26 protein-coding genes are annotated in these 21,513 nt (G+C 41.3%); 12 read left to right on the top strand and 14 right to left on the bottom strand.

Going from position 1 to position 21,513, the window contains the following annotated elements:
- Window positions 1-5: 5 nt before the first annotated feature.
- The 6 genes from QLG00_RS03585 (at window position 6) to QLG00_RS03560 (ending at window position 5,028) form a co-directional block, all read left to right on the top strand.
- Entirely contained in the window at window positions 6-1,247 is a 1,242-nt protein-coding gene (locus QLG00_RS03585; protein WP_025094786.1) for a multifunctional CCA addition/repair protein, read from the top strand.
- A 448-nt stretch (window positions 1,248-1,695) separates the two neighbouring features.
- Complete coding sequence (cydP, locus tag QLG00_RS03580) at window positions 1,696-1,884, top strand: cytochrome oxidase putative small subunit CydP (RefSeq protein WP_025094787.1); 189 nt, start codon at window positions 1,696-1,698, stop codon at window positions 1,882-1,884.
- Window positions 1,884-3,470, top strand: a complete 1,587-nt coding sequence (locus QLG00_RS03575; RefSeq protein WP_119689604.1) for a cytochrome ubiquinol oxidase subunit I — start codon at window positions 1,884-1,886, stop codon at window positions 3,468-3,470. Before cydP ends, QLG00_RS03575 begins: the two co-directional genes overlap by 1 nt.
- Window positions 3,467-4,612 carry a cytochrome d ubiquinol oxidase subunit II gene (gene cydB, locus QLG00_RS03570; RefSeq protein WP_119689605.1) on the top strand — a complete coding sequence of 382 codons (1,146 nt, stop codon included), beginning with the start codon at window positions 3,467-3,469 and terminating at the stop codon, window positions 4,610-4,612. The genes QLG00_RS03575 and cydB overlap by 4 nt, the downstream gene beginning before the upstream one ends.
- 14 nt (window positions 4,613-4,626) lie before the next feature.
- Window positions 4,627-4,728 (top strand): cytochrome bd-I oxidase subunit CydX, encoded by a 102-nt coding sequence (gene cydX, locus QLG00_RS03565; RefSeq protein WP_004938584.1) that lies wholly within the window; start codon window positions 4,627-4,629, stop codon window positions 4,726-4,728.
- 3 nt (window positions 4,729-4,731) lie between these two features.
- A complete protein-coding gene (locus QLG00_RS03560; protein WP_119689606.1) occupies window positions 4,732-5,028 on the top strand; it encodes a cyd operon YbgE family protein in 297 nt (98 codons plus the stop codon).
- A 38-nt stretch (window positions 5,029-5,066) separates the two neighbouring features.
- Here the strand turns inward: QLG00_RS03560 and QLG00_RS03555 are convergent, their stop codons facing one another.
- From QLG00_RS03555 to ftsY, 4 genes are all read right to left on the bottom strand, one after another.
- On the bottom strand, window positions 5,067-5,603 hold the full coding sequence (locus tag QLG00_RS03555) for a GNAT family N-acetyltransferase (protein WP_004948023.1): 537 nt from the start codon (window positions 5,601-5,603) through the stop codon (window positions 5,067-5,069).
- An 80-nt stretch (window positions 5,604-5,683) separates the two neighbouring features.
- Window positions 5,684-6,322: a DUF2057 family protein gene (locus tag QLG00_RS03550; RefSeq protein ID WP_282470506.1), complete on the bottom strand. Its 639-nt coding sequence runs from the start codon at window positions 6,320-6,322 to the stop codon at window positions 5,684-5,686.
- A 163-nt stretch (window positions 6,323-6,485) separates the two neighbouring features.
- Window positions 6,486-7,082 carry a nitroreductase family protein gene (locus QLG00_RS03545; protein WP_004948029.1) on the bottom strand — a complete coding sequence of 199 codons (597 nt, stop codon included), beginning with the start codon at window positions 7,080-7,082 and terminating at the stop codon, window positions 6,486-6,488.
- Window positions 7,083-7,276: 194 nt separating this feature from the next.
- Complete coding sequence (gene ftsY, locus QLG00_RS03540; RefSeq protein WP_004938599.1) at window positions 7,277-8,398, bottom strand: signal recognition particle-docking protein FtsY; 1,122 nt, start codon at window positions 8,396-8,398, stop codon at window positions 7,277-7,279.
- A 231-nt stretch (window positions 8,399-8,629) separates the two neighbouring features.
- Between ftsY and QLG00_RS03535 the strand changes: the two genes are divergently transcribed.
- Together QLG00_RS03535 and QLG00_RS03530 are read left to right on the top strand one after the other, a co-directional pair.
- A complete protein-coding gene (locus QLG00_RS03535) occupies window positions 8,630-9,973 on the top strand; it encodes a pitrilysin family protein (RefSeq protein WP_282470520.1) in 1,344 nt (447 codons plus the stop codon).
- 3 nt (window positions 9,974-9,976) lie between these two features.
- Window positions 9,977-11,488 carry a pitrilysin family protein gene (locus QLG00_RS03530; protein WP_282470505.1) on the top strand — a complete coding sequence of 504 codons (1,512 nt, stop codon included), beginning with the start codon at window positions 9,977-9,979 and terminating at the stop codon, window positions 11,486-11,488.
- Window positions 11,489-11,497: 9 nt separating this feature from the next.
- Here the strand turns inward: QLG00_RS03530 and QLG00_RS03525 are convergent, their stop codons facing one another.
- Both QLG00_RS03525 and QLG00_RS03520 read right to left on the bottom strand, forming a co-directional pair.
- Window positions 11,498-11,824 carry a hypothetical protein gene (locus QLG00_RS03525; protein WP_004948039.1) on the bottom strand — a complete coding sequence of 109 codons (327 nt, stop codon included), beginning with the start codon at window positions 11,822-11,824 and terminating at the stop codon, window positions 11,498-11,500.
- A gap of 85 nt (window positions 11,825-11,909) precedes the next feature.
- On the bottom strand, window positions 11,910-12,269 hold the full coding sequence (locus tag QLG00_RS03520; protein ID WP_004938610.1) for a hypothetical protein: 360 nt from the start codon (window positions 12,267-12,269) through the stop codon (window positions 11,910-11,912).
- A gap of 223 nt (window positions 12,270-12,492) precedes the next feature.
- Here QLG00_RS03520 and QLG00_RS03515 point away from each other — a divergent pair, with 223 nt between their 5' ends.
- From QLG00_RS03515 to QLG00_RS03505, 3 genes are all read left to right on the top strand, one after another.
- Window positions 12,493-12,726, top strand: coding sequence for a hypothetical protein (locus tag QLG00_RS03515; protein ID WP_282470504.1), 234 nt, complete (start codon window positions 12,493-12,495; stop codon window positions 12,724-12,726).
- A 126-nt stretch (window positions 12,727-12,852) separates the two neighbouring features.
- Complete coding sequence (locus tag QLG00_RS03510) at window positions 12,853-13,227, top strand: DUF2750 domain-containing protein (protein ID WP_004938614.1); 375 nt, start codon at window positions 12,853-12,855, stop codon at window positions 13,225-13,227.
- Between the two features lie 131 nt (window positions 13,228-13,358).
- Entirely contained in the window at window positions 13,359-13,790 is a 432-nt protein-coding gene (locus QLG00_RS03505; protein WP_004938616.1) for a CBS domain-containing protein, read from the top strand.
- A 103-nt stretch (window positions 13,791-13,893) separates the two neighbouring features.
- On the opposite strand, the gene QLG00_RS03500 is transcribed toward QLG00_RS03505, so the two are convergent.
- The 8 genes from QLG00_RS03500 to QLG00_RS03465 all read right to left on the bottom strand — a co-directional run bounded on the left by QLG00_RS03500 (window position 13,894) and on the right by QLG00_RS03465 (window position 20,274).
- Window positions 13,894-15,081: a VWA domain-containing protein gene (locus QLG00_RS03500; protein ID WP_055414621.1), complete on the bottom strand. Its 1,188-nt coding sequence runs from the start codon at window positions 15,079-15,081 to the stop codon at window positions 13,894-13,896.
- Between the two features lie 12 nt (window positions 15,082-15,093).
- Window positions 15,094-15,945, bottom strand: coding sequence for a MoxR family ATPase (locus QLG00_RS03495; RefSeq protein WP_004938619.1), 852 nt, complete (start codon window positions 15,943-15,945; stop codon window positions 15,094-15,096).
- Window positions 15,946-15,963: 18 nt separating this feature from the next.
- Entirely contained in the window at window positions 15,964-16,350 is a 387-nt protein-coding gene (locus QLG00_RS03490) for a hypothetical protein (RefSeq protein ID WP_025094797.1), read from the bottom strand.
- Window positions 16,343-16,648 carry a YcgL domain-containing protein gene (locus QLG00_RS03485; RefSeq protein WP_004938621.1) on the bottom strand — a complete coding sequence of 102 codons (306 nt, stop codon included), beginning with the start codon at window positions 16,646-16,648 and terminating at the stop codon, window positions 16,343-16,345. The genes QLG00_RS03490 and QLG00_RS03485 overlap by 8 nt, the downstream gene beginning before the upstream one ends.
- A gap of 90 nt (window positions 16,649-16,738) precedes the next feature.
- Window positions 16,739-17,881 carry an HRDC domain-containing protein gene (locus QLG00_RS03480; RefSeq protein WP_025094798.1) on the bottom strand — a complete coding sequence of 381 codons (1,143 nt, stop codon included), beginning with the start codon at window positions 17,879-17,881 and terminating at the stop codon, window positions 16,739-16,741.
- 218 nt (window positions 17,882-18,099) lie between these two features.
- Complete coding sequence (gene recR, locus QLG00_RS03475; RefSeq protein ID WP_004938623.1) at window positions 18,100-18,696, bottom strand: recombination mediator RecR; 597 nt, start codon at window positions 18,694-18,696, stop codon at window positions 18,100-18,102.
- A 13-nt stretch (window positions 18,697-18,709) separates the two neighbouring features.
- Window positions 18,710-19,039 carry a YbaB/EbfC family nucleoid-associated protein gene (locus tag QLG00_RS03470; RefSeq protein ID WP_004938624.1) on the bottom strand — a complete coding sequence of 110 codons (330 nt, stop codon included), beginning with the start codon at window positions 19,037-19,039 and terminating at the stop codon, window positions 18,710-18,712.
- Between the two features lie 44 nt (window positions 19,040-19,083).
- Window positions 19,084-20,274, bottom strand: a complete 1,191-nt coding sequence (locus QLG00_RS03465) for an O-succinylhomoserine sulfhydrylase (RefSeq protein WP_282470519.1) — start codon at window positions 20,272-20,274, stop codon at window positions 19,084-19,086.
- Window positions 20,275-20,413: 139 nt separating this feature from the next.
- Between QLG00_RS03465 and QLG00_RS03460 the strand changes: the two genes are divergently transcribed.
- Window positions 20,414-21,511, top strand: coding sequence for an alpha/beta fold hydrolase (locus tag QLG00_RS03460; protein WP_282470503.1), 1,098 nt, complete (start codon window positions 20,414-20,416; stop codon window positions 21,509-21,511).
- Window positions 21,512-21,513: the final 2 nt, after the last annotated feature.

The following is a 21,513-nucleotide window of genomic DNA, read 5'->3' as shown; positions in this document are numbered from 1 at the left end:
TTTTCATGCACGTGTATTTAGTCGGCGGCGCCGTTCGAGATCAGCTTTTAGGTCATTCCTATCACGAAAAAGATTACGTGGTGGTGGGTGCAACCCCACAACAATTACTCGATCAAGGTTTTACCCCCGTGGGGAAAGATTTCCCCGTTTTTCTACATCCAAAAACAAAAGAAGAATACGCACTCGCCCGTACCGAACGTAAATCGGGAACGGGTTATCATGGTTTCAATTTTTTTACCGCGCCAGAAGTCAGTTTAGAAGACGATCTGATCCGTCGGGATTTAACCATCAATGCCATGGCCATGGACGATGCTGGAAATGTTTATGATCCCTATGGTGGCCAAGATGATTTAAATAACCGGATATTACGTCATGTATCCGAGGCATTTGTCGAAGATCCTTTACGAGTATTACGTGTAGCTCGTTTTGCAGCCCGCTATACAAAATATGGCTTTCAAATTGCCGATGAAACTTTACAACTTATGCAGCGGATCAGTGTATCTGGTGAACTTGAATGTTTAACAGCGGAACGTGTCTGGAAAGAAACATCGCGAGCACTGATGGAAGAGCACGCAGATGTTTACTTTCAGGTTTTACGCGATTGTGATGCACTCAAAGTACTTTTTCCAGAAATTGATGCGCTGTTTGGTGTACCGCAGCGGCCAGAATATCACCCCGAAATTGACTGTGGTATTCATACCTTGATGTCTTTAAGACAAGCGTGTAAAGCGAACTATTCACTCGATGTACGTTATGCGGTACTGGTTCATGATTTAGGTAAGGCTCTCACCCCCAAAGAGATGCTACCGCGGCACATCATGCACGAAGAGCGAGGAATCCCACCCGTCGAGGCATTGTCTGATCGATTAAAAGTATCAACACAAACCAAACAGCTTGCGCTTGCAGTATGTAAAGAACACTTAAAATGCCATCAAGCGATGTCGCTCAAGCCCGGTACGTTATGGCGTTTATTACAACGCCTAGATGTGTTACGTCGACCTGAACGTGTAGAAGCCTTTATACAAGCCTGTGAATGTGATGCACGTGGACGCCTAGGACTCGAAAATCGTCCTTATCCTCAAGCATCATTTTTATATGAGGCGATACAAGTGGTCCGCTCAATCAAGGCACAAGATTTACCCGCTGACATTAAGGGGCCAGAAATTGGCGAAATGTTGATTCAGTATCGTATTGATGCGCTTGCTTCACTTAAACAACGCCATGAGCGATCTGAACATAGCTCATAAAAAAAAGCCTCGAGTGTTCGCACTCGGGGCTTTTTTAATCAAGATAGTCACTTCTTCTGATTAATATATCATACTTTAATATGTATTCAATTCATTCCTAATTTTTTATTTTTTAATCTTTATCTATTAAATTCAATTTTATTCACAATTTAACCCAACTGAAATACTTGGTTTAAAATATTATAAAAACATAGTTAATTCTGATTAATTTACTCAGAATTAAATTGATTAATCTTACTAATTTTATCAGAATTATATTAATTCCAACCATTTTAATAGGATTAAAATAAAAAACCCAACTATTTTAATATGAATTAATTTCTTATTATTTAAGTTTATGATTTACATATCAATATTAAATTTTTTAAAATAAATTATTAAATTATATTTATTTTAAATTTTTTTTATTTAATAATAAAAATAACAACTCAATCTATTTGATTAAATAATGAAATCAAATCAGAATTTAGATAAAAAGCTAATTCGAGAGTTAACTTTAATATTAATCTTAAAGTTAATTCTTCTAATATCAATCAAACTTATTTGGTTTGATCATCCTACAACTCCCAAAAACTTTGACCATCACGCTGCTGAGCATATTGCAGGCAGTTTATCCTCAAGCAAGGAGACACGTTGATGATTTCAGAAAGCGTTGTCGATCTTTCGCGGTTCCAGTTTGCCATGACTGCGATGTATCATTTTTTATTTGTACCATTGACGCTTGGTCTAGCATTTCTGCTGGCGATTATGGAAACCACTTATGTGATTTCTGGCAAACAAATCTATAAGGATATGACCCAGTTTTGGGGAAAACTTTTCGGGATTAATTTTGCGCTCGGTGTTACCACAGGTCTAACAATGGAGTTTCAGTTTGGAACCAATTGGGCATACTATTCTCATTATGTTGGAGACATTTTTGGCGCACCTTTGGCAATCGAAGGTTTAATGGCTTTTTTCCTTGAATCAACCTTTATTGGCCTGTTTTTCTTTGGGTGGGACAGATTATCTAAAGTTCAACACCTTGCTGTCACGTGGCTCGTCGCGATTGGTTCCAATATGTCAGCATTGTGGATTTTAGTCGCCAATGGCTGGATGCAAAATCCTGTGGGTGCAGCATTTAATTATCAAACAATGCGCATGGAGCTCGTCGATTTCTCAGCATTAATTTTCAACCCTGTTGCACAGGTCAAGTTTGTTCATACGGTGTCTGCTGGTTATGTCACAGGCGCCGTATTTGTACTGGCCATTTCAAGCTATTATTTACTTAAAAAACGCGACCTTCCCTTTGCACGTCGTTCTTTTGCAATTGCTGCCATTTTTGGCATGGCCTCAATTTTGTCGGTCATATTGCTTGGAGACGAGTCAGGCTATGAACTTGGTGATGTACAAAAAACCAAACTTGCTGCAATTGAATCTGAATGGGAAACTCAAGCGGCTCCAGCAAGTTTTACGCTCTTTGGTATTCCAAATCAAACAGAAATGCGAACCGATTATGCAATCAAAATACCTTATGCATTAGGTTTGATTGCGACACGATCAACCACAGAGCAAGTGACCGGCATTCAGGACTTAATGCGCCAGCATGAAATTCGGATTCGAAATGGTATGCATGCTTATCGAGATTTAGAGCAGTTGCGCGCTGGTGATCGTTCATTAAAAGTATTGACCTCTTTTGAGAAAAACCAAAAAGATCTCGGTTATGGTCTGTTACTGAAAAAATATGCACCCAATGTTGTCGATGCCTCTGAAACCGAAATCAAAATGGCGGTTAAAGATTCAATTCCAAATGTAAAAGCCTTGTTTTTCTCATTTCGTGCCATGGTTGCATCAGGCATGCTGATGTTGCTGCTATTTATTTTAGCCGCTTGGGCCGTTGCAAAACGCAATGCAGAAAACAAACCTTGGCTACTCAAATTTGCGCTTTTCGCTCTTCCTTTACCTTGGATTGCTGCACAAACAGGCTGGTATGTCGCAGAAGGTGGCCGTCAACCTTGGACAATTGGTGAAGTATTACCAACCCATTTATCAGCTTCAACTTTAACTTCACATGATGTATGGGGATCAATCCTAGCGCTTGCAACGTTTTATACCGTTTTACTGATTATTGAGATGTATTTAATGATCAAATTTGCGCGACTAGGCCCAAGTGCTTTGCACACAGGCAAATATCACTTTGAACAGCCACAGCCGCAAAGGTTCTCGACTGGTGAGGTAAAATCATAATGGAATACGAACTATTAAAAATCATTTGGTGGGTTTTGGTTGGCGTATTACTCATCGGATTTGCACTGACAGATGGCTTTGATATGGGGGCTATGGCCATCATGCCTTTCGTTGGTAAAACGGATACTGAAAGACGTAGTGCAATCAATACAATTGCTCCGCATTGGGATGGCAATCAGGTCTGGTTTATTACTGCAGGGGGTGCATTATTTGCTGCTTGGCCTATGGTCTACGCTGTCGCATTTTCAGGTCTATACTGGGCATTACTCTTGGTCTTATTTGCGCTTTTTTTAAGACCGGTGGGGTTCGATTATCGTTCTAAGCTCGAAAATACGACATGGCGTAATGCGTGGGACTGGGCGCTTTGTATTGGAGGTGCAGTACCTGCTTTAGTTTTTGGTATTGCATTTGGCAATCTCTTTTTGGGAATTCCATTTAATCTTGACGACACCTTACGCTCCACATATAGCGGTAGCTTTTTTGGTTTATTAAATCCATTTGCGCTGCTGTGCGGTGTGGTTAGCCTCTCTATGCTATGTGCACATGGTGGATCATGGCTGATGCTTCGTACAGAGGGTGATCTGTATAAGCGCGCAGCGCGGGCAACACGTTATATGTCTATCGTTTTTCTGATGGGTTTTGTTGTTGCAGGCGTTTGGCTTTTTATGGGTCATATTAACGGTTACAGCTTCGCAAGCCATATAAACACTAACGCCGCTTTAAATCCTCTTGCAAAAGTTGTAGTGACCACTGCAAATCCTGGCTGGATGAATAACTACCATACTTATCCTGTGACATTGCTTGCTCCCCTCATCGCCATTTTAGGTGCATTGCTGGCGACTGGTGGCAGCGTAATAAATAAAGCAGGTTTAAGTTTTACCGGAACCAGCCTGAGTATTATCGGATGCATTCTAACTGCTGGCTTTGCGCTCTTTCCTTTTTTACTGCCATCGAGTGTTCAACCAAATTCGAGTTTAACGCTTTGGGATGCTGTCTCTAGCCAAAAAACATTGGGCGTTATGACCATTGCAGCCTGTATCTTTGTACCACTCATTTTGCTGTATACCGCGTGGTCGTATTACAAAATGTGGGGCGTCATCACCAATCAACATGTTGAATCTCATTCACATCATTTGTATTAAGACGGAGAACGCTTATGTGGTACTTTGCATGGATTTTAGGAATATTGATGGCCTGTTTTGCCAGTGTATTAGGGGCACTTTATATTGAACATCATCAGAATCTCGATGAGGATTAGATCATGTCAGTCGATATATCCACTCCTTTACATCATCGGTTCATAAGCTGGACTAGACCGATCTCATTTTTAATGGCTTTACCACTGGCCGCAATCATGATGGTCTATCCGAATCTCATGCTTGATCAATATGGAAATTATAGTCACGGTGCTTTAACACTGATCATGTTTGGGATTTGCGGTGGATTTGTTCATGGCGTGGGATTTATTCCAAAATTTTGGCTTTGGAAACTGCTCTTTAGCCCGTTAATTTCTTGGCCACTCATGCTGTTGGGCTACGTACTGTGGTATATACCCTAGAACCTATTTATCCACCCTGCTTAGGGAGGGTGGATAATTTAAATAGATTTATATAGATGAATCAACTCAATCGGCACACATGGTACGCCGACATCTGCATCAACCGGATAAGGTTCTGTATGGCCGCTTTTGATATAGCCTGCACGCAAATAAAATGCGATAAGCTCAGTCCTGACATCTAGTACATACATTTCAAAAATTTTCAGATTTGGATACTTCTGAAGCGCATAGGCTTCAGCCAAAGATAGTACTTGTCGTCCTAATCCTAAATTTTGATATGCTGGTGCTACGCAATAAGTGCCAATTTCAACCCGATCTTTGTTAGAGCTTAAGGCCAGACAAGCAACAGTAACAGGACTATGCTGGCTTGCAGTGAAAATTTCTCCAACCAAAAGCGTTACGTTGCTCTTGTAAAAGAGCTGCTTCAACTGATCGAAATCAATACGCTGCCCTTGTACCAGCCCTTGCTCTGAGGTCCAGCTACGCTGTCCGCCAGCTCGATACGATTGATTAATGATCTCGACTAAAGTTGTTAGGTCGTCAGGTTGTGCTTCTCGAATAGTGAGGTTATGCATGCGCTATTTACACAAAAATTCATACCCTCAAACTACTCTAAATGCACTTTAATTCCAACAAAATTCAGTCAGTTATATATTTACTGTGCTTGCTCTGCCAACCACGCCATAAATTTTTGACGTTCAGCGTTGGAGGACTTTTTCCAGACATCAACTAAACTCTGGCCATTAGCAGCAACCGAAGCCGTATTTGCTGTATGAACCGTTGTGTAGACAGGTGCAGGCTGCTGAATCGCTGTTGTCTTTTTTTGCGTAAGATCATAGGCTTTACCAAAAATACCACTACTTAACCAAGGCTTAGATTGTGTATTGGCACCTGTTTGCTGAACAAGCAATTGATTGGCACTGTTATACAAACCAATGGTCGGTTGTTGGGCATATTTTTTGGCAGCCTCAAACTCTTGAGGTGCATTGATCAATGCAAGGCGATAGGTTTGATTGTCTTGTAGTGCAGGTGTTTTCAATGTAATTACACCTGACTTTAAAATGTCATGCTCACCATCATTATGACCAAAGTAGCCTTGATAACGAACACTTAGGCTATTTTCACCTGAATCGACTTTAAACACATTTTTAGTGCCACGAAATAGTCCGCTATTCACTTCTTGATCATTGACAGCAAGAATTACAATTTCTTCTGGTGTGGTCAATGTTGCAGCTGCGAACACAGAGCTGCTTAGCATCAATCCCAGTACAGCAGTAGTTAATCTAAATGTCATGGCCTACCTTCTTTTGGATCATTTTTTCGATTCAGTGCAGGCACTATGCAACGAGAGCATGACAATTTTATGACACTTATGCGAATTAACTGATGATTAGTTCAATAAATCTCTTTATAAAAAAAGAGCATCTAAGATGCTCTTTTTTTATATTCAATATGAATTAGTTGAAGGTTTTAAAACGCTCTTCGTCATTCATAAATGTTTTTTCACCCGCTGGTGCTTCAATTGAACCAAATACCAGTTGTGCACGAAGCTTCCAGTTCGCTGGAACGTCAAAAGTTTGTGCAACTTCTTCATCAATAATTGGGTTGTAGTGCTGTAAAGATGCGCCAATGTTATGATCTGCAAGCGCAGTCCATGTCGCAAATTGTGCAATTGCAGACGAATGTTCAGACCATACTGGGAAATTATCAGCGTAAGCAGCGAATTGCTCTTGTAACCCTTTAATCACAGCCTGATCTTCATAAAACAATGCTGTACCAAAACCTGCAGCAAAGCTATCAATCTTGGCATTGGTCCCTTCAAACGCATCTGCTGGTACGATTTTACGTAGTGTTTCACGTACGATATTCCAGAACTGATGGTGTGACTCACCAAATAAAATCACGACGCGTGATGACTGTGAGTTAAATGAAGACGGGCTATGTTTTACGGCATCTTTAATGATGTCTTCGATCTGGTGTTGCTCTAAGGCAACATTTTTACCAATGGCATAGATTGAGCGGCGTTCTTTAATTTTGTCTAAAAATGAAACCATTTTTTGTGTCCTATCGATTTAAGGCACGCAGGCCAGTTGTCTTTGAATGAGTCAAGTTTATCGAGGTCATATGTTGAAATCAGTATTAAATGTACGACATATCGTTTTATTTATAGGACAATTTTATATTATTAAGCAGATTGAAACAAAAACTCCACATAATGTGGAGTTTTGAAATCAAACTAAGCGATTTGTTACTTCTCAGTTTCAAATAACGCTGCAACAAATGATTTAGCGGAAAAAGGACGCAAATCGTCAATTTTCTCACCCACACCAATAAAGCGAATGGGCACATGAGTACGACTTGCAATATTGAAAAGTACGCCACCTTTTGCAGTTCCATCCAGCTTCGTGATGGTCAGTCCTGTTAATCCAACGGCCTGATCAAACTCTTGCACTTGATTAATCGCATTTTGACCTGTTCCGGCATCAACCACCAACATGATTTCATGCGGTGCAGTTGCATCAATCTTTTGCATCACACGCTTTACTTTTTTGAGCTCTTCCATCAAATTGCTCTTGTTGTGTAAACGTCCAGCCGTATCTGCAATCAGAACATCTATTCCTTTAGCACGCGCACTTTCAAAGGCATCGAAAATAACCGATGCACTGTCTGCGCCATGGCCTTGCGCTACAACTGGAATATTGTTGCGTTCACCCCAGATTTGTAATTGCTCAGTGGCAGCAGCACGGAAAGTATCGCCAGCAGCCAGCATAACTTTCTTTCCTTCGCCTTGTAAACGTTTTGCAAGTTTACCGATGGTGGTGGTTTTCCCCACACCGTTGACACCTACCATTAAAATCACATACGGCGCCTTATTCGGATCGATATGCAACGGTTTAACGCGTGGTGCAAGCAGTGCTACAAGTTCTTCTTGCAAAGCCTTATATAACGAGTGCGAATAAATCAAATCGCCACGCGCAGTTCGTTCGGTCAAGTTGGTAATAATGGTTTTGGTTGCTTCGACACCAATATCGGCCACCAGTAATTGCTCTTCAACCTCTTCGAGCAACTCATCATCAATTTCTTTACCACCAATCAGAATATTTACCATTCCGTCGGCAAGGTTCCGACGGGTTTTGGTTAAACCTTCTTTCATTCGACTGAAAAAACCACCTTTTGCTGATGTCTCTTCAGTCTGTTCAGTTTCTATTTTTTGTTCTTGTACCGCAGGTGTAGGGGCTGCGGTGAAATTTGTTGTATGAGATTCAACAATAGGCACATCAACTGCTGGTAAATTAGGTAATGTGACATCGTCATCACCGATATCAGCATCTATCAAGAATTTATTGTGCATATTGGATTGCTGTTGCATGCCGATTCCCTTGAAAAGCAGCGGGTTAAAAGCGAGAGTTTAACACAGTTTCAGCGCCATGCCTGTGAATATCTGGCACAGGAAGCGGCATAACTAAATCACAACAGGAAAACATTGTTTTCAAAAAATGTTTTTTCAACAATAGAACTCAAGATCAAGCGCCTTGTCACGGATTGGATTGTGTTAAAAGCGAAATATAAGACATTTTTACGTAAAGGCGTTCATTCCTTTTTGTGTGGTTTAAGTGTTTTAGTTGTATGTAAAGTATCGACGCTACAAGCGGCTGAGAGTCAGTTATCGCGTAGCATTGTAGAAAGTACACTTCCAAACGGTCTGAAAGTCATTATCCGTGAGGATCACCGCGCCCCGATTGCAGTGGTACAACTCTGGTATGGTGTGGGAAGTGCCGACGAACCCGGCCACCTTATGGGAATTTCGCATGCTTTAGAGCACATGATGTTCAAAGGCACCACCAAAGTACCAGACAATGAGTTCACTCGCTTAAGCCGAATTTACGGCGGCCGTGTCAATGCTGCAACTGCGAGTAACTACACCTATTACTATCAGTTGTATCCTAAAGCCTATTTACCATTGGCACTCGAACTCGAGGCCGACCGAATGAAAAATCTGCGCATGAGACAGCAAGATTTCGATACCGAAATTCAGGTGGTGATGGAAGAGCGTCGCCAGCGAATCGAAGATAAACCGACTGCTTTAGGATTTGAACGCTTTCAATGGCTTACCTATCCCACCAGTACCTATCGACAGCCTGTGGCCGGATATATGAAAAATCTTCAAAATCTCAAGCTTGATCAGCTCAAAGACTGGTATAAGACTTGGTATACACCAAACAATGCAACATTGGTGATTATTGGAGATGTAGATGCAGAGCAAACACTCAAACAAGTTCACACCTACTTTGCTTCAATCACATCGTCTCCCTTACCCGCACGTAACGATTTGCTTGAATTTGAACGTGTTGGCTACCGACATATGGAATCCAGTTTAGGTGTACAGGTCCCTAACCTTTATATGGCATGGAATGTTAAATCTTTAGTCACCGCTAAAAATCCGCAGGATGCCTATGCGTTGAGTATTATTCAATCCATACTCAATGGTGGCGTTTCTTCACGCTTACAAACTGAGCTGATCCGCAAAAAGAAAATTTTAACATCGATCAATGTCAGTTATGAACCATACAATCGTGGCGATAGCTTGTTTACCATTACCGCACTGCCTGCGCCTGGCATATCACTTCGTGATGCACAGTACGCTATTCAAGAAGAGCTAGACCAACTTAAAACTCAGCCTTTAGATAGCAATGAACTACAACGAGTAAAATCAAGGTTTGTTTCACAGCTGGTGTTTAGTCAAGACGATATTGCAGGACAAGCGCACATGATTGGAAATCTCGAAGTGAACGGATTAAGTTTTCGTCTGATTGACGAACTGCCAAGCCACTATGAAAGCGTTCAGCCACAAGATATTCAGCGCGTTGCAAATGCTTATTTTGTTCGAGACAACCTGACCACACTGTACTTGCAACCCGCTTCTAAAGATACACAGGCAGATTAACCCATGAACAAAGTCCTCTGCCTAAAACCATTTCAATTACTGCTACTATCAAGTTTTTTATGTACCACGGTCTACGCCGAAATAACCGATTCGGCAAATGTCATGGCAGAAACTGAAAGCGGACAACTTAAATCACTTCAACAGCTCAGAAGCCTAAAAAGCATATCAGACGATTTGACCAGTAGCGCACCGTATGTGGTCGAACTGCCCGCTCCACAAGGCATTCGCTCGCTATTTGTAGAATCGCAAGCGCTGCCAATGGTCGACATTCAATTGACCTTTAACGCCGGCTCTGCCAGAGACGAATCACTTGGCAAGGGGCTATATGGTATTGCGAATATGACGGCCAAACTGCTCGATGACGGAACACCCGATTTAAGTGCAGCGCAAATTGCAAATCGTTTTGAGCAATTGGGAGCAAAGCTAAACGTACAAGCTTACCGCGATATGTTTGTGATTCGCTTACGTGTATTGTCTGATCCCCAGAAGCTTAATCCGGCTGTCGATTTAATGCTTGATCTGATTCAACATTCAAGCTTTGAGCCTTCGGGACTCAATTTGATACTGAGCAATACCAATGTGGGACAAAAACAGCTTCAGGAAAATCCGGAACGTTTAAGCAATATTGCCTTGTACCGTGCAATTTATGGCTATCATCCCTATGCAGAGCCAACTAGTGGCACCGTAGTCAGTACAAAAAAACTCACACCCGTCTTATTAAAACAATTTCGCGATACATTTCTAGTGGCGCAAAATATGAACCTTGCTATAACAGGACAGCTCAATGCACTAGAAGCCAAGCAATTATCAGCACGTATTTTTGAACGCCTTCCTCAAGGGCAACTTGCAGCACCACTACCTGATGCACTTGAGCAACAGGGATTTGATGTCCGAATTCTGCCTTATGCAGCCACACAGGCGTATGTCAGTATGGGGCACCTAAGCTTGAAACGTAGCGATCCTGACGTTCTGGCGCTTGAAGTAGCCAATCAAATGCTCGGAGGCAATGGCTTTAACTCGGCACTCATGAAAGAATTACGTGTTAAACGCGGCTATACCTACGGCGCATACAGTTCGTTTAGCTTCACCCAATCTTCAGGACTTTTCCAGCTTAATTATTCCACTCAGCAAAAACAACTTCTTGAAAGCATACGCGTGGCGCATCAAACCTTAATCAACTTTGTAAACACACCAATTGATTCAAAGCAACTTCAAGAAACCAAAATAGGCATGCTACGTGCATTTCCAATGAGCTTTAGTAGCAATGCCAGTATTAATGCCCAACTCGGAGCAATTGGCTTTTACGGGTTGCCATCGGACTATTTGACAGAATATCCCAAAGCATTGAATGCGCTTAAAGCAGAAGATATTCAGCACGCCATTCATCGTCACCTTCACCCCGACCGCCTTACCGTGATTGTGGCAGGTCAAGATATCAGTTCAGAACGGATTGAAACGCTTTTAAAAGAGAATCTGCACAACTTATCAAGCTCGGCAAAGTCTGTACAAAAATAGCTCAATTGTCTATTGTGGGTCGTCTAAAGAAATTGCTGGATAATAACGTGCTTGAGATTTTTCAAATTGATACGCATGCATCAATTTTAAATAATCACCCAAATCAATCTCAGATTGCTGCAATATGTGCTTGGCCATAATTTGCGTTTTTGGATTATTGGCCTGCTGCGAAAGTGCCACGATATGACGATAATATTGAGTCTTAATCGGCTTATGAAGAGACTGAAAACCAAAGAAAAGAATTGCAGAAATAATCAGAATAACGACGGCATTATAGATTCGTTCAATTTTAAATTCTGACTTAAGTTTTAAAATGTTTTGTTTAGATATGAGCATACCCTACCTCGAATCTGAAGTAGTGTATGACTCATTGAGACTTTTCACAAGTAATCGTGTGAAATGAAACGCATTTTTGAGCACATTAACTGGTTAATGCGCGCACAAAAGCAAAATATAAAATAAATGCAATTAACAAAAGCGTAACGCCAATTGCAAAATAACTTAGTCCCCCTTCGGCATCTGCGGGATGCAAATCATCTTCGTCGGCCAAACGAAGCAGCTCTCCATCGTAAATACGATAAAACTCAGCTTTAAGCTCTGGATCAAGCTGGCGAGTATAATCATACACGCGTTTACGCTGTGCTAAGCAGTAGTCCCCTAAGTGAATCTCTTGGTGAAATACCGCCTCGTCAAGCTGTTGACGATGATATTGAGCCAAGGCAATAATGTCATTACGATCAAAAGGGATGCCAAAGTTAAAGCCATCAATCGTGGTTATCATGTTTTTCTCCTTTGATATAATTCTTCAATTGATTTTAATAAAAAATATTTCAGTTCATTGTTTAATCATGTAAACTTGAAATACAATAAAGTTACCCCACTTATTGTTTGACTTATCCACTAAAATGTAATATTAGTTTAACAATGAACTGTTAAATTGGTTCGCAAGACTGAGATAAGTCTAAAAATGTAATCATAACTACAACTATAAGGAGTTTTTAACTATGATTCAGCAAATCTCTCATCATGAGTTAGAGCATGTGTATGCAACTGCAGTCAACACAATTCAATCACAAATGAATTTCCAAGATGCAGTAACCCAGCTCGAAGAAGTGGCCCGTGCCGGCCATGGTAAAGCGGCCTTGTTCTTGGCAGAACTTTATTATCAAGGTTTTCGCGTAGAACGTGATTCGATGAAAGCCCAGTACTGGCAAAAGATGGCCACAATGCAAGCATAATGAAACGTCACCTAGGTGGCGTTTTTTAATGCCCGGTTAAAAAAAATTACGATTTTATTCAAGACTTAAACGAAACTTAAATCTTTCTTTTTTATAATACAAAAGCATTTTTAGAACATTTATATCATGAGACGCATTACTCACCTTCCCCCAGCTTCTAAAGATTTAATTCTCAAAATTTCAATTCTTAAAACAATGATGTACTGCGGTACACTTTGGGGTCTTTACCATCAAGGCTGGGCAATTAAATCCGACGAAGACAGTTTCATTTTTCCCTTTTGGTTAAATGGTGTACAAGCTCATCGTTATGCCAAAAAGCATTGGCCTAATTATGTTCCAAAAAAAATCAAGCCGCAGGATTTTCAAACCGCTTTATTACCCACTTTAAAGCGGTTAAACGTAACGCCTGCCTTGTTTAGTTCATCGCAGTGCAAATTTAAACTCTCAACTACGCAAATGAGTCATTTCTTTTTTGCGCAATCTCAGTTGAATGTAATGTAAATCCATCTCGTCATAAGTTTTTTTGTAGGAAGTGATTTTTTTGCATAATTGTTGATCAGCCCATATTTGAATTTTGCTTAATTCAAGTTAAGTTTAATGGGAACAACAAAAACATCCAGAGGGACCCGAATATGACCAATGTCGCCCAAGTTTTACATGAAAAACGTGAACACACCGTATATACCATTTCACCGGACGCAACAGTACTTGAGGCCATCACCCTCATGGCAGACAAAGGCATTGGTGCGCTGGTTGTGGTTGAAAATGATGCAGTAGCGGGAATATTGTCTGAACGCGATTATATGCGCAAGATCACGCTGATGGAACGTTCCTCAGACAACACGTTGGTCAGCGAAATCATGACTGCAAAAGTTTTTACAGTTGATAAATCATTTAGTGTAGAAGATTGCTTACAGCTCATGACAGACCGACATTTACGTCACCTTCCAGTGGTCGAAAACGGTAAACTTCAAGGGCTTATTTCAATTGGTGACTTGGTCAAGGCTGCTATGGAAGATCAACGTCAGTTGATCGTACAGCTTAAGCAATATATCTCGGGTTAAGGCTATAAGTTTAAAGCCGTACACGCGCCTAGCACATCGTTGAAGGTGGCTAAGCGTGTGTTTTAGTCACAACATCAATAAATAAAAGCACCTTCATCAATCATTATCGAGATAAATAACGTGTCATGTCCTCAACCCCTTTGAGGGTCATGGGATACATATGCTTCTCAAAAATTTCATCAATCTGTGCAATGGTTTGTGTGTATTTCCAATATCCTTCTTCTTCTGGATTTAACCACGCAGTCTTATCAAAGTGCTGACGCAAACGGCGTAACCACACTTCACCTGACTCATCATTCATATATTCTACCGAGCCACCAACCGATCTTAATTCATATGGCGCCATACTGGCATCACCAACAAAGATCACACGATAATCACGGCCATAAGTATGCAACAAGTCCCAAGTGTTTAAGCGACTTGAGGTACGTCGATAATTATCCTTCCAGACGTAATCATATAAACAATTATGGAAATAAAAGTATTCAAGTGTCTTAAATTCAGTCTTTGCAGCGCTAAATAATTTTTCACATTGCGCCACATGGGCATCCATCGAGCCACCAACATCAAATAACATCAATACCTTAATGCGATTGCGTCGCTCTGGAACCATTTGCACATCTAAAATGCCTTGCTTGGCTGTTTCATGAATAGTTTTGTCGACATCTAGCTCTTCGGCAGCACCTTGACGCGCAAATTTACGTAATCGCCTTAATGCGAGCTGCATTTGCCGAGTACCTAAAACTTGCTCATCATCCAGATTTTGATATTTGCGTTGTTCCCAAACCTTAACCGCAGATTTTTTTCGCCCCGGCCCACCAATGCGAACACCCTCGGGATGATCGCCAAATGCACCAAATGGTGAAGTACCCCCTGTGCCAATCATCCGATTGCCACCTTGATGCTTCTTATGCTGTTCTTGAAGACGTTCTTCGAGCATTTTCATTAGTGCCTCGATCGAGCCTGCCTTTTCAAGTGCCTCTCGTTCTTCAGACGATAAATGCTTTTCTAATAGTTCTAGATCGAACCAGTCTTTGGGGAGTTTTTGAACCTGTTTAAGCAGCTCATCAAGATCATAGGTTTCGATACCATCAAAATAGTCTTTAATGGCACGATCAAATTTATCGAAGAAACGTTCGTCTTTGACCAAAATAGTTTTGGCCAATTCATAAAATTCCTCTTGATCCGCAAAGACAACGCCTTGAGCAATCGCCTGATTAAGATCAATCAACTCACGTGTTGTGACCGGAACACCATACTTGCGTAGCGTATAAAACAATCGAACGAACATGGCGCACCATCCTTAACGACGTGTCATAAATGCTAGTCGTTCGAGTAACTGTACATCCTGTTCATTTTTAATCAATGCGCCATATAACGGAGGTATGGCCTTAGTACGATCATGATTGCGTAAGATATCTTCAGGCATATCATCGGCCATAAGCAAGCTGAGCCAGTCGATCAGTTCTGAGGTAGAAGGTGGCTTCTTTAAATTAGGCACTTGTCTGAGTTTAAAGAAAATCTGAAGTGCTTCATTGACCAAGGTATTTGAGATCTGCGGAAAATGCACATCAATAATTTCGCGCATAGTCGCTTCATCTGGAAATTCAATATAATGAAAGAAGCAGCGGCGCAAAAATGCATCGGGTAGTTCTTTTTCATTATTCGAGGTAATAATCACGATCGGACGTTGAATTGCACTAATCGTTTCACCAGTTTCGTACACGTAGAAAGACATTTTATCTAGTTCGTGCAGTAGGTCATTTGGAAACTCGATGTCGGCTTTGTCAATTTCATCAATCAACAACACACATCGCTCCTCGCTACGAAAAGCTTCCCATAATTTGCCGGGTTTAATATAGTTTTTTATATCATAAACACGATCATCGCCTAACTGACTGTCACGCAAGCGAGAAACGGCATCATACTCGTAGAGGCCTTGCTGTGCCTTCGTGGTAGATTTGATGTGCCACGTAATGAGCTTCATGCCTAAACTTTGCGCGACTTCTTCTGCCAGTAAGGTTTTACCAGTGCCCGGTTCACCCTTAATCAACAGCGGCTTTTGCAAAGCGCGCGCTGCTTTTACTGCCAGTTTAAGACCTTCAGTTGCAATATACTGATCTGTACCCGTAAATTGTTGTGCGTCGACAGTCATGTTTTACCTTTATTTTTATTAAACAGAGGATGTGTCCTTGTTTGCGCTATAATTTGACCATAAATAGCCAATCAATAACCCAAGTCCTGTTACAAATAAAATTAAAGACAAATTTGCCCAAATAAGCGGTTGCTCTTTGGTGAGTACACCAAAAATCACACCAAAAATAGCAGGTGCAATTCCGGCATTCACTCCTTCAGAAATTGTGGGCGTGGCCAGTACGGCAAACAGTACAATCCACGTTACGCCACCAATCAGTCGCGGCAAGCGTTTTGCGATACTGTACCAGCACCACAAAACAATTAGGGTTCCGCCCACATAAGCGGTTATGGCAATGCTGTCTTCAGGAACTGAATCCAGCACTGAAAGTAAGCCGCTCCAAATTCCTGCAAGTTGTTCAAGCACCACGTAATCCCTCTGGCTCATCAGATAAGTTGATAAACCCTTCTGGCGGCATTTGGATAAAAAAGCCTTTTGTTTCAAGTGAATCGAGGACATGCAAAACATTGACACGTGCAAGTTTGCGTGTTTGAGAAAGCTCAAGATGCATGACAAATGTCGGACGACCAAATGCCGTACGCAATGTTTCAGGTAAGATTTCTAAAGGATCTTTGCCTTCTACATCATCATTTGGGTAATCTGGACGAGCTATATAAACGTACATCTCATCTTTCTTACTCGATCTGTAAATATCACAGTGCATAAATCACAACTCTCAAAACTCTAAAAAAGCATACATTAAAAAAATCAACAGATACATGAATGTTTTTCAACGCACCAGTCGTACCACATTTTAAATTTCTATCTTCATTTGCGTCGATAGATACTGTTCATCTTGTTGCAGAATCGCAATCAAAGGCTCGGTCAAAAGGCGATAGCGCCAGCCAAGCAGATATTCGGGTAATTCATCTTCGTGGCGATGAAACACCACATGTTGATACAACGCATTTAACCATTTCTTACGCAGCAAGACTTCTTTGGGTACCTGCGTTTCATTCACGACATTGTCAATCAATTGATTCATTTTACTTGTAATTTCTTGAGATGAATGTCGGATAGGTCTGGCCATACGTAGTGGCCATTCGTGCTGCTCAGGTAAAAATTTAAGTAAATCTAGAATAGTTTTGCCATGCTCTCGCACGATATTGGGACGGATATCCTTAACTTGCGACAACTGAAAGGTATTTTTTGGATTTTTTTCGACCAGATCAATCATGGTCGCATTTTTTAAGATAAAACTGCGTGGCTGGTTGATCGCCTTAATCAGTTGTTCACGCCACACAGTGAGTTGCTGTAACTGCATCAGTTGACGCCGAGAATGGCGATAATTCGCAACATCGGTATACAGTAAATGCTGGGGTGTTTCGGTTCCAATTTCTTTGGTCAGATGCCGGCAATCTTCGATCACGAAATCGCACAATTGTTTGGCCTGTAATTGCGCTTTGATTTCATCAGACAATTGTAAAATATACAGTACGTCATTGGCGGCGTATTGGAGCTGTTCTTCACTGAGTGGTCTTGCGAGCCAGTCAGATCGGGTTTGATCTTTTTCGATATCAATATTTAAAATGAGTTTGAGCGCGGCCTGATAGCTCACTTGCAAACCATGGCCTAAAAAAGACAATCCCACTTGGGTATCAAATACATTGTCTAGATATTTACGCTGCGCATAGTGATAAATCAGATCGATATCTTCGCCGCAGGCGTGAAAAACGTTTTGCTCTGCTGCAAAAAGCTTATTCCAAAATTCACTTAAATCGAGTGTGGCCCCATCGAGTAAAAAGACAGTACCATTTAAATTGATTTGAAAAACACCTAATTTAGGCCAAAGCGTATCCACTTTGATGAACTCTGTATCCAGCCCATACACTGAACATTGGTTCATGATTGATAAAACATCAGCAAGTTGATCTTGCTGCTGGATAAACTGAAACATTTTTTCCCGATTTAGCCACAAGGTGCATTTAATATTCTGGCATATATATACCACTTCAATTGCAACTTTTGCCAGACAAACTATTCCTAATATTTTATTTTTTAGACAAACCCACAAAATCGCTTATTTTATAAGCACATTCTTCATTTTATAGTGACCTGCACATTCTAAAATATGCAGGTTCAAATAGACCAAATGATAAAAATCATTCAAAAAGACTATTTCATTTGCATTCGATTATGCACAGCCTGACTCAGGGTATGGCTATCGACATATTCAAGCTCACCGCCTTGAGGTACACCTTGTGCAATGCGTGTCATATGGATCGGTAAATGCTTGGTGGCTTCGAGCAAATAGTGCGCAGTTGCCTGACCTTCTACCGTTGCATTGGTTGCTAGAATCACTTCTTCAATTTCACCCTGACTCAAACGGTGAATCAGTTGCGGAATACCGATTTCTTCAGGCCCAATACCATCTAGAGGCGACAGATGTCCACCCAATACATGATATTTACCGCGAAAGCTTCCGCTTTGCTCTATGGCCATGACATCTGCGGGTGATTCCACCACACAGAGTACCTGCCCATCACGTTCATTAGATAAGCAAATATCACAGACCTCATTTTCAGTCAGTGAATTGCAAATACGACAGGCATGAATATGACTTGAAGCTTCATGTAGCGCATGAGACAGCGCAAACGCGCCTTCTCTATTTTTCATGAGCAGATGCAAAGCCATGCGCTGAGCCGATTTCGGCCCAACACTTGGTAAAATTCGCAGTGCTTGAACAAGTTGTTCAAATCGATCGCTAAACACGCTTTATGGGTCCTTAAAATAAACCAGATAGGCCAGGCGGTAAGCCCATGCCTGCATTTGCACCTTTCATTTTTTCTTCTGCAACTGCTTCAGCTTGACGTACCGCGTCGTTTACCGCAGCAGCGATTAAGTCTTCAATCATGTCAGGTTCATCTTGTAGCAGATCCGGACTAATCTCGATACGTTTAACAACAAAACGGCCTGTCATGGTCACTTTAACTAAACCACCACCCGCTTCTGCCTGTACTTCGGTTTTTGCAAGCTCTTCTTTGGCCTTTTTGGTATTGGCTTCCATATCTTTTTGCATGCGCTGTGCTTGCTGCATAAGCATATTAATGTTCATCGGGATTCCTCCAAAAACAGTAAATTTGTTTGACTCTATATAAATTAGATCAGACCAAGTCCGCGTTCGATATCACGGATGATATCAGATACATCTTCCAAGCCCGCAGATAAACGAATCAAACCTTCTTGAATACCGGCGGCCTGTTTCGCTTCAGGCGATAATTTACCATGGGTTGTGGTTGCAGGATGCGTAATCGTCGATTTGGCATCACCAAAGTTACCTGTAATTGAAATAAATCGAGTGTTATCGATTACTTTCCACGCACCTTCACGGCCACCTTTCACCACAAAAGAAACAATGCCACCAAAACCTTTTTGCTGCTTGGCTGCACGTTCATGACCAATATGCTCTGGTAAACCCGCATAATAGACTTTTTCCACTTTCTCATGTTGGTTGAGCCATTCCGCGATTTTTTGTGCATTTTCACAATGCACTCTCATTCTGAGTTTCAGTGTTTCAAGCCCTTTAAGGAAAATCCATGCGTTAAAAGGACTCATCGATGGCCCTAATGTACGTACCACGCCAAAGACTTCCTCAAGCAACTTATGGCTACCTGTGACTGCACCACCTAATGCACGGCCTTGCCCATCGATGTATTTGGTTGCAGAGTAGATCACCAAATCTGCCCCTAATTTGAGAGGCTGTTGCAATACAGGTGTACAAAAGCAGTTGTCGATCACCAGCATGGCATTTTGTGAATGAGCAATTTCTGACAATGCGGGAATATCAGCAACCTCAGCTAACGGATTCGATGGCGACTCTGCAAATAAGATTTTTGTTTCAGGACGTAAGGCATTTTTCCATGCATCCATGTCGTTTAAATCGACAAAGGTAACCTCTACACCGAATTTTGCGATGTACTTTTCAAACAAAGCCACAATTGAACCAAAAACGGCACGCGAACAAATGACATGATCGCCCGCTTTTAAAAATGCCATACAAACTGACAAAATTGCGCCCATTCCCGAGCTGGTCGCAATCGCACGTTCTGCACCATCCATTGCCGCTAGACGCTTTTCAAACATGGCCACCGTTGGATTGGTAAAACGAGAATAAATATTGCCCGACACTTCACCTGAAAATTTTGATGCCGCTTCAGCTGCATTTTTATAAACAAAAGATGACGTCAAATAAATCGGCTCGGCATGTTCACCTTCAAAGCTGCGGTTATGACCGGTTCGAATGGATAATGTGTCTACTTGATATTCTAATTCATCGTCATGGCTATGCATTGCTGTGCTCTCAGTCTTAAGACCGCTCATATAAAAATGCCAACATTTTGAGCGTGTCATGTATTTAAGGTCAAGGTAAAAGATCAATTAATCGCTTAGACTGCATCCAAACCCTTTCGGATTTTGGAAAATGCAAAGAATGGATTCACTCAAATCCCTTATTCACAACCAGCAGATCAAGCTTAAACATCTTTCGGCTCGACTCTTTAGGGAAGAATCTCTCGTTATTTCTCAAACTACGCCTTATCAGGTGATTGGTGAGTTTGGGCAAACACGCATCCGCTATTATGCAGCAAGCACCAAACGATATAAAGAACCTCTGGTTTTTGTTGCACCGCTTGCCATCAACATGGCCATTTACGATCTTTATCCGTATCGCTCATTGATTCGTTACTTTCAAGAAAACGGATTTGATATCTACCTGATTGACTGGGGCCGTTTAAGCTATCGTGATCGACATCTGAATTTTTTATCGTTTATCGATGACGCCCTACCGCGTTATTTAAAGATGATTTGCACACATGCCAAAAGTGATCAGGTGTCGTTGCATGGCTGGAGTATGGCTGGGATTTTTGTCATGCTCTATAGTGCCTTGCATCATGCGGAGCATGTAAAAAACCTGATTGTACTGGGAAGCCCTATCGATAGTTATGCCTCGGGAAGAATTGGCAAGCTGTATCGTTTTGTTCATAACACCATCCAAAAAAATCCGTCTCTTGAGCGTCGTATTTATGCAGGTTTACCCAAAAAACTGATTCATACGCCGGGCGTGTTAAATGCGTTGGGATTTAAAATTTTAGATCCTAAAGGCTGGATTGATGGTCACGTACAGTTACTTAAAAATCTTGAAAGCAAAAAACTGGTTCAGGAGCATGCCACACTGAGTCACTTTTTAAATAACATGATTGATTATCCGGGGGGAATCAATCAGGACATGCTATTTAATGTTTGGCTACAAAATCCATTAAAAGATGGCAAAATTCAGCTTAAAAATACCATAGTCGATCTAAAGAATATTGATTGCGCGCTTTTGGTGGGTGCAGGTCGTTCCGATCAGCTCGTCACAGCAGACGCGGTAAAACCATTAATTAAATTGACAAACAGTACAGATGTCACGTTTACTCTTATTCCGGGTGGACATCTGGGTTTGATGTCGAGCCAAGCCAGTTCCGAAGAGTTTTGGCCGCAGTTTAAAGATTGGTTAATACAACGTTCAACGCAAATAAAGAAAGAGTAAAT

Source organism: Acinetobacter sp. V89_7 (assembly GCF_029967895.1).
GTDB classification, from domain to species: Bacteria; Pseudomonadota; Gammaproteobacteria; order Pseudomonadales; family Moraxellaceae; genus Acinetobacter; species Acinetobacter soli.
This window is presented reverse-complemented; position numbering and strand designations above follow the sequence as displayed.

Bases quoted from the DNA above. Each gene is read 5' to 3' on its own strand.
- QLG00_RS03585 (WP_025094786.1), top strand. From the start codon at position 6: ATGCACGTGTATTTAGTCGGCGGCGCCGTTCGAGATCAGCTTTTAGGT.
- cydP (WP_025094787.1), top strand. From the start codon at position 1,696: ATGAAATCAAATCAGAATTTAGATAAAAAGCTAATTCGAGAGTTAACT.
- QLG00_RS03575 (WP_119689604.1), top strand. From the start codon at position 1,884: ATGATTTCAGAAAGCGTTGTCGATCTTTCGCGGTTCCAGTTTGCCATG.
- cydX (WP_004938584.1), top strand. From the start codon at position 4,627: ATGTGGTACTTTGCATGGATTTTAGGAATATTGATGGCCTGTTTTGCC.
- QLG00_RS03560 (WP_119689606.1), top strand. From the start codon at position 4,732: ATGTCAGTCGATATATCCACTCCTTTACATCATCGGTTCATAAGCTGG.
- QLG00_RS03555 (WP_004948023.1), bottom strand. From the start codon at position 5,603: ATGCATAACCTCACTATTCGAGAAGCACAACCTGACGACCTAACAACT.
- QLG00_RS03550 (WP_282470506.1), bottom strand. From the start codon at position 6,322: ATGACATTTAGATTAACTACTGCTGTACTGGGATTGATGCTAAGCAGC.
- QLG00_RS03545 (WP_004948029.1), bottom strand. From the start codon at position 7,082: ATGGTTTCATTTTTAGACAAAATTAAAGAACGCCGCTCAATCTATGCC.
- ftsY (WP_004938599.1), bottom strand. From the start codon at position 8,398: ATGCAACAGCAATCCAATATGCACAATAAATTCTTGATAGATGCTGAT.
- QLG00_RS03530 (WP_282470505.1), top strand. From the start codon at position 9,977: ATGAACAAAGTCCTCTGCCTAAAACCATTTCAATTACTGCTACTATCA.
- QLG00_RS03525 (WP_004948039.1), bottom strand. From the start codon at position 11,824: ATGCTCATATCTAAACAAAACATTTTAAAACTTAAGTCAGAATTTAAA.
- QLG00_RS03520 (WP_004938610.1), bottom strand. From the start codon at position 12,269: ATGATAACCACGATTGATGGCTTTAACTTTGGCATCCCTTTTGATCGT.
- QLG00_RS03515 (WP_282470504.1), top strand. From the start codon at position 12,493: ATGATTCAGCAAATCTCTCATCATGAGTTAGAGCATGTGTATGCAACT.
- QLG00_RS03510 (WP_004938614.1), top strand. From the start codon at position 12,853: ATGAGACGCATTACTCACCTTCCCCCAGCTTCTAAAGATTTAATTCTC.
- QLG00_RS03505 (WP_004938616.1), top strand. From the start codon at position 13,359: ATGACCAATGTCGCCCAAGTTTTACATGAAAAACGTGAACACACCGTA.
- QLG00_RS03500 (WP_055414621.1), bottom strand. From the start codon at position 15,081: ATGTTCGTTCGATTGTTTTATACGCTACGCAAGTATGGTGTTCCGGTC.
- QLG00_RS03495 (WP_004938619.1), bottom strand. From the start codon at position 15,945: ATGACTGTCGACGCACAACAATTTACGGGTACAGATCAGTATATTGCA.
- QLG00_RS03485 (WP_004938621.1), bottom strand. From the start codon at position 16,648: ATGCACTGTGATATTTACAGATCGAGTAAGAAAGATGAGATGTACGTT.
- QLG00_RS03480 (WP_025094798.1), bottom strand. From the start codon at position 17,881: ATGTTTCAGTTTATCCAGCAGCAAGATCAACTTGCTGATGTTTTATCA.
- QLG00_RS03470 (WP_004938624.1), bottom strand. From the start codon at position 19,039: ATGAACATTAATATGCTTATGCAGCAAGCACAGCGCATGCAAAAAGAT.
- QLG00_RS03465 (WP_282470519.1), bottom strand. From the start codon at position 20,274: ATGCATAGCCATGACGATGAATTAGAATATCAAGTAGACACATTATCC.
- QLG00_RS03460 (WP_282470503.1), top strand. From the start codon at position 20,414: ATGGATTCACTCAAATCCCTTATTCACAACCAGCAGATCAAGCTTAAA.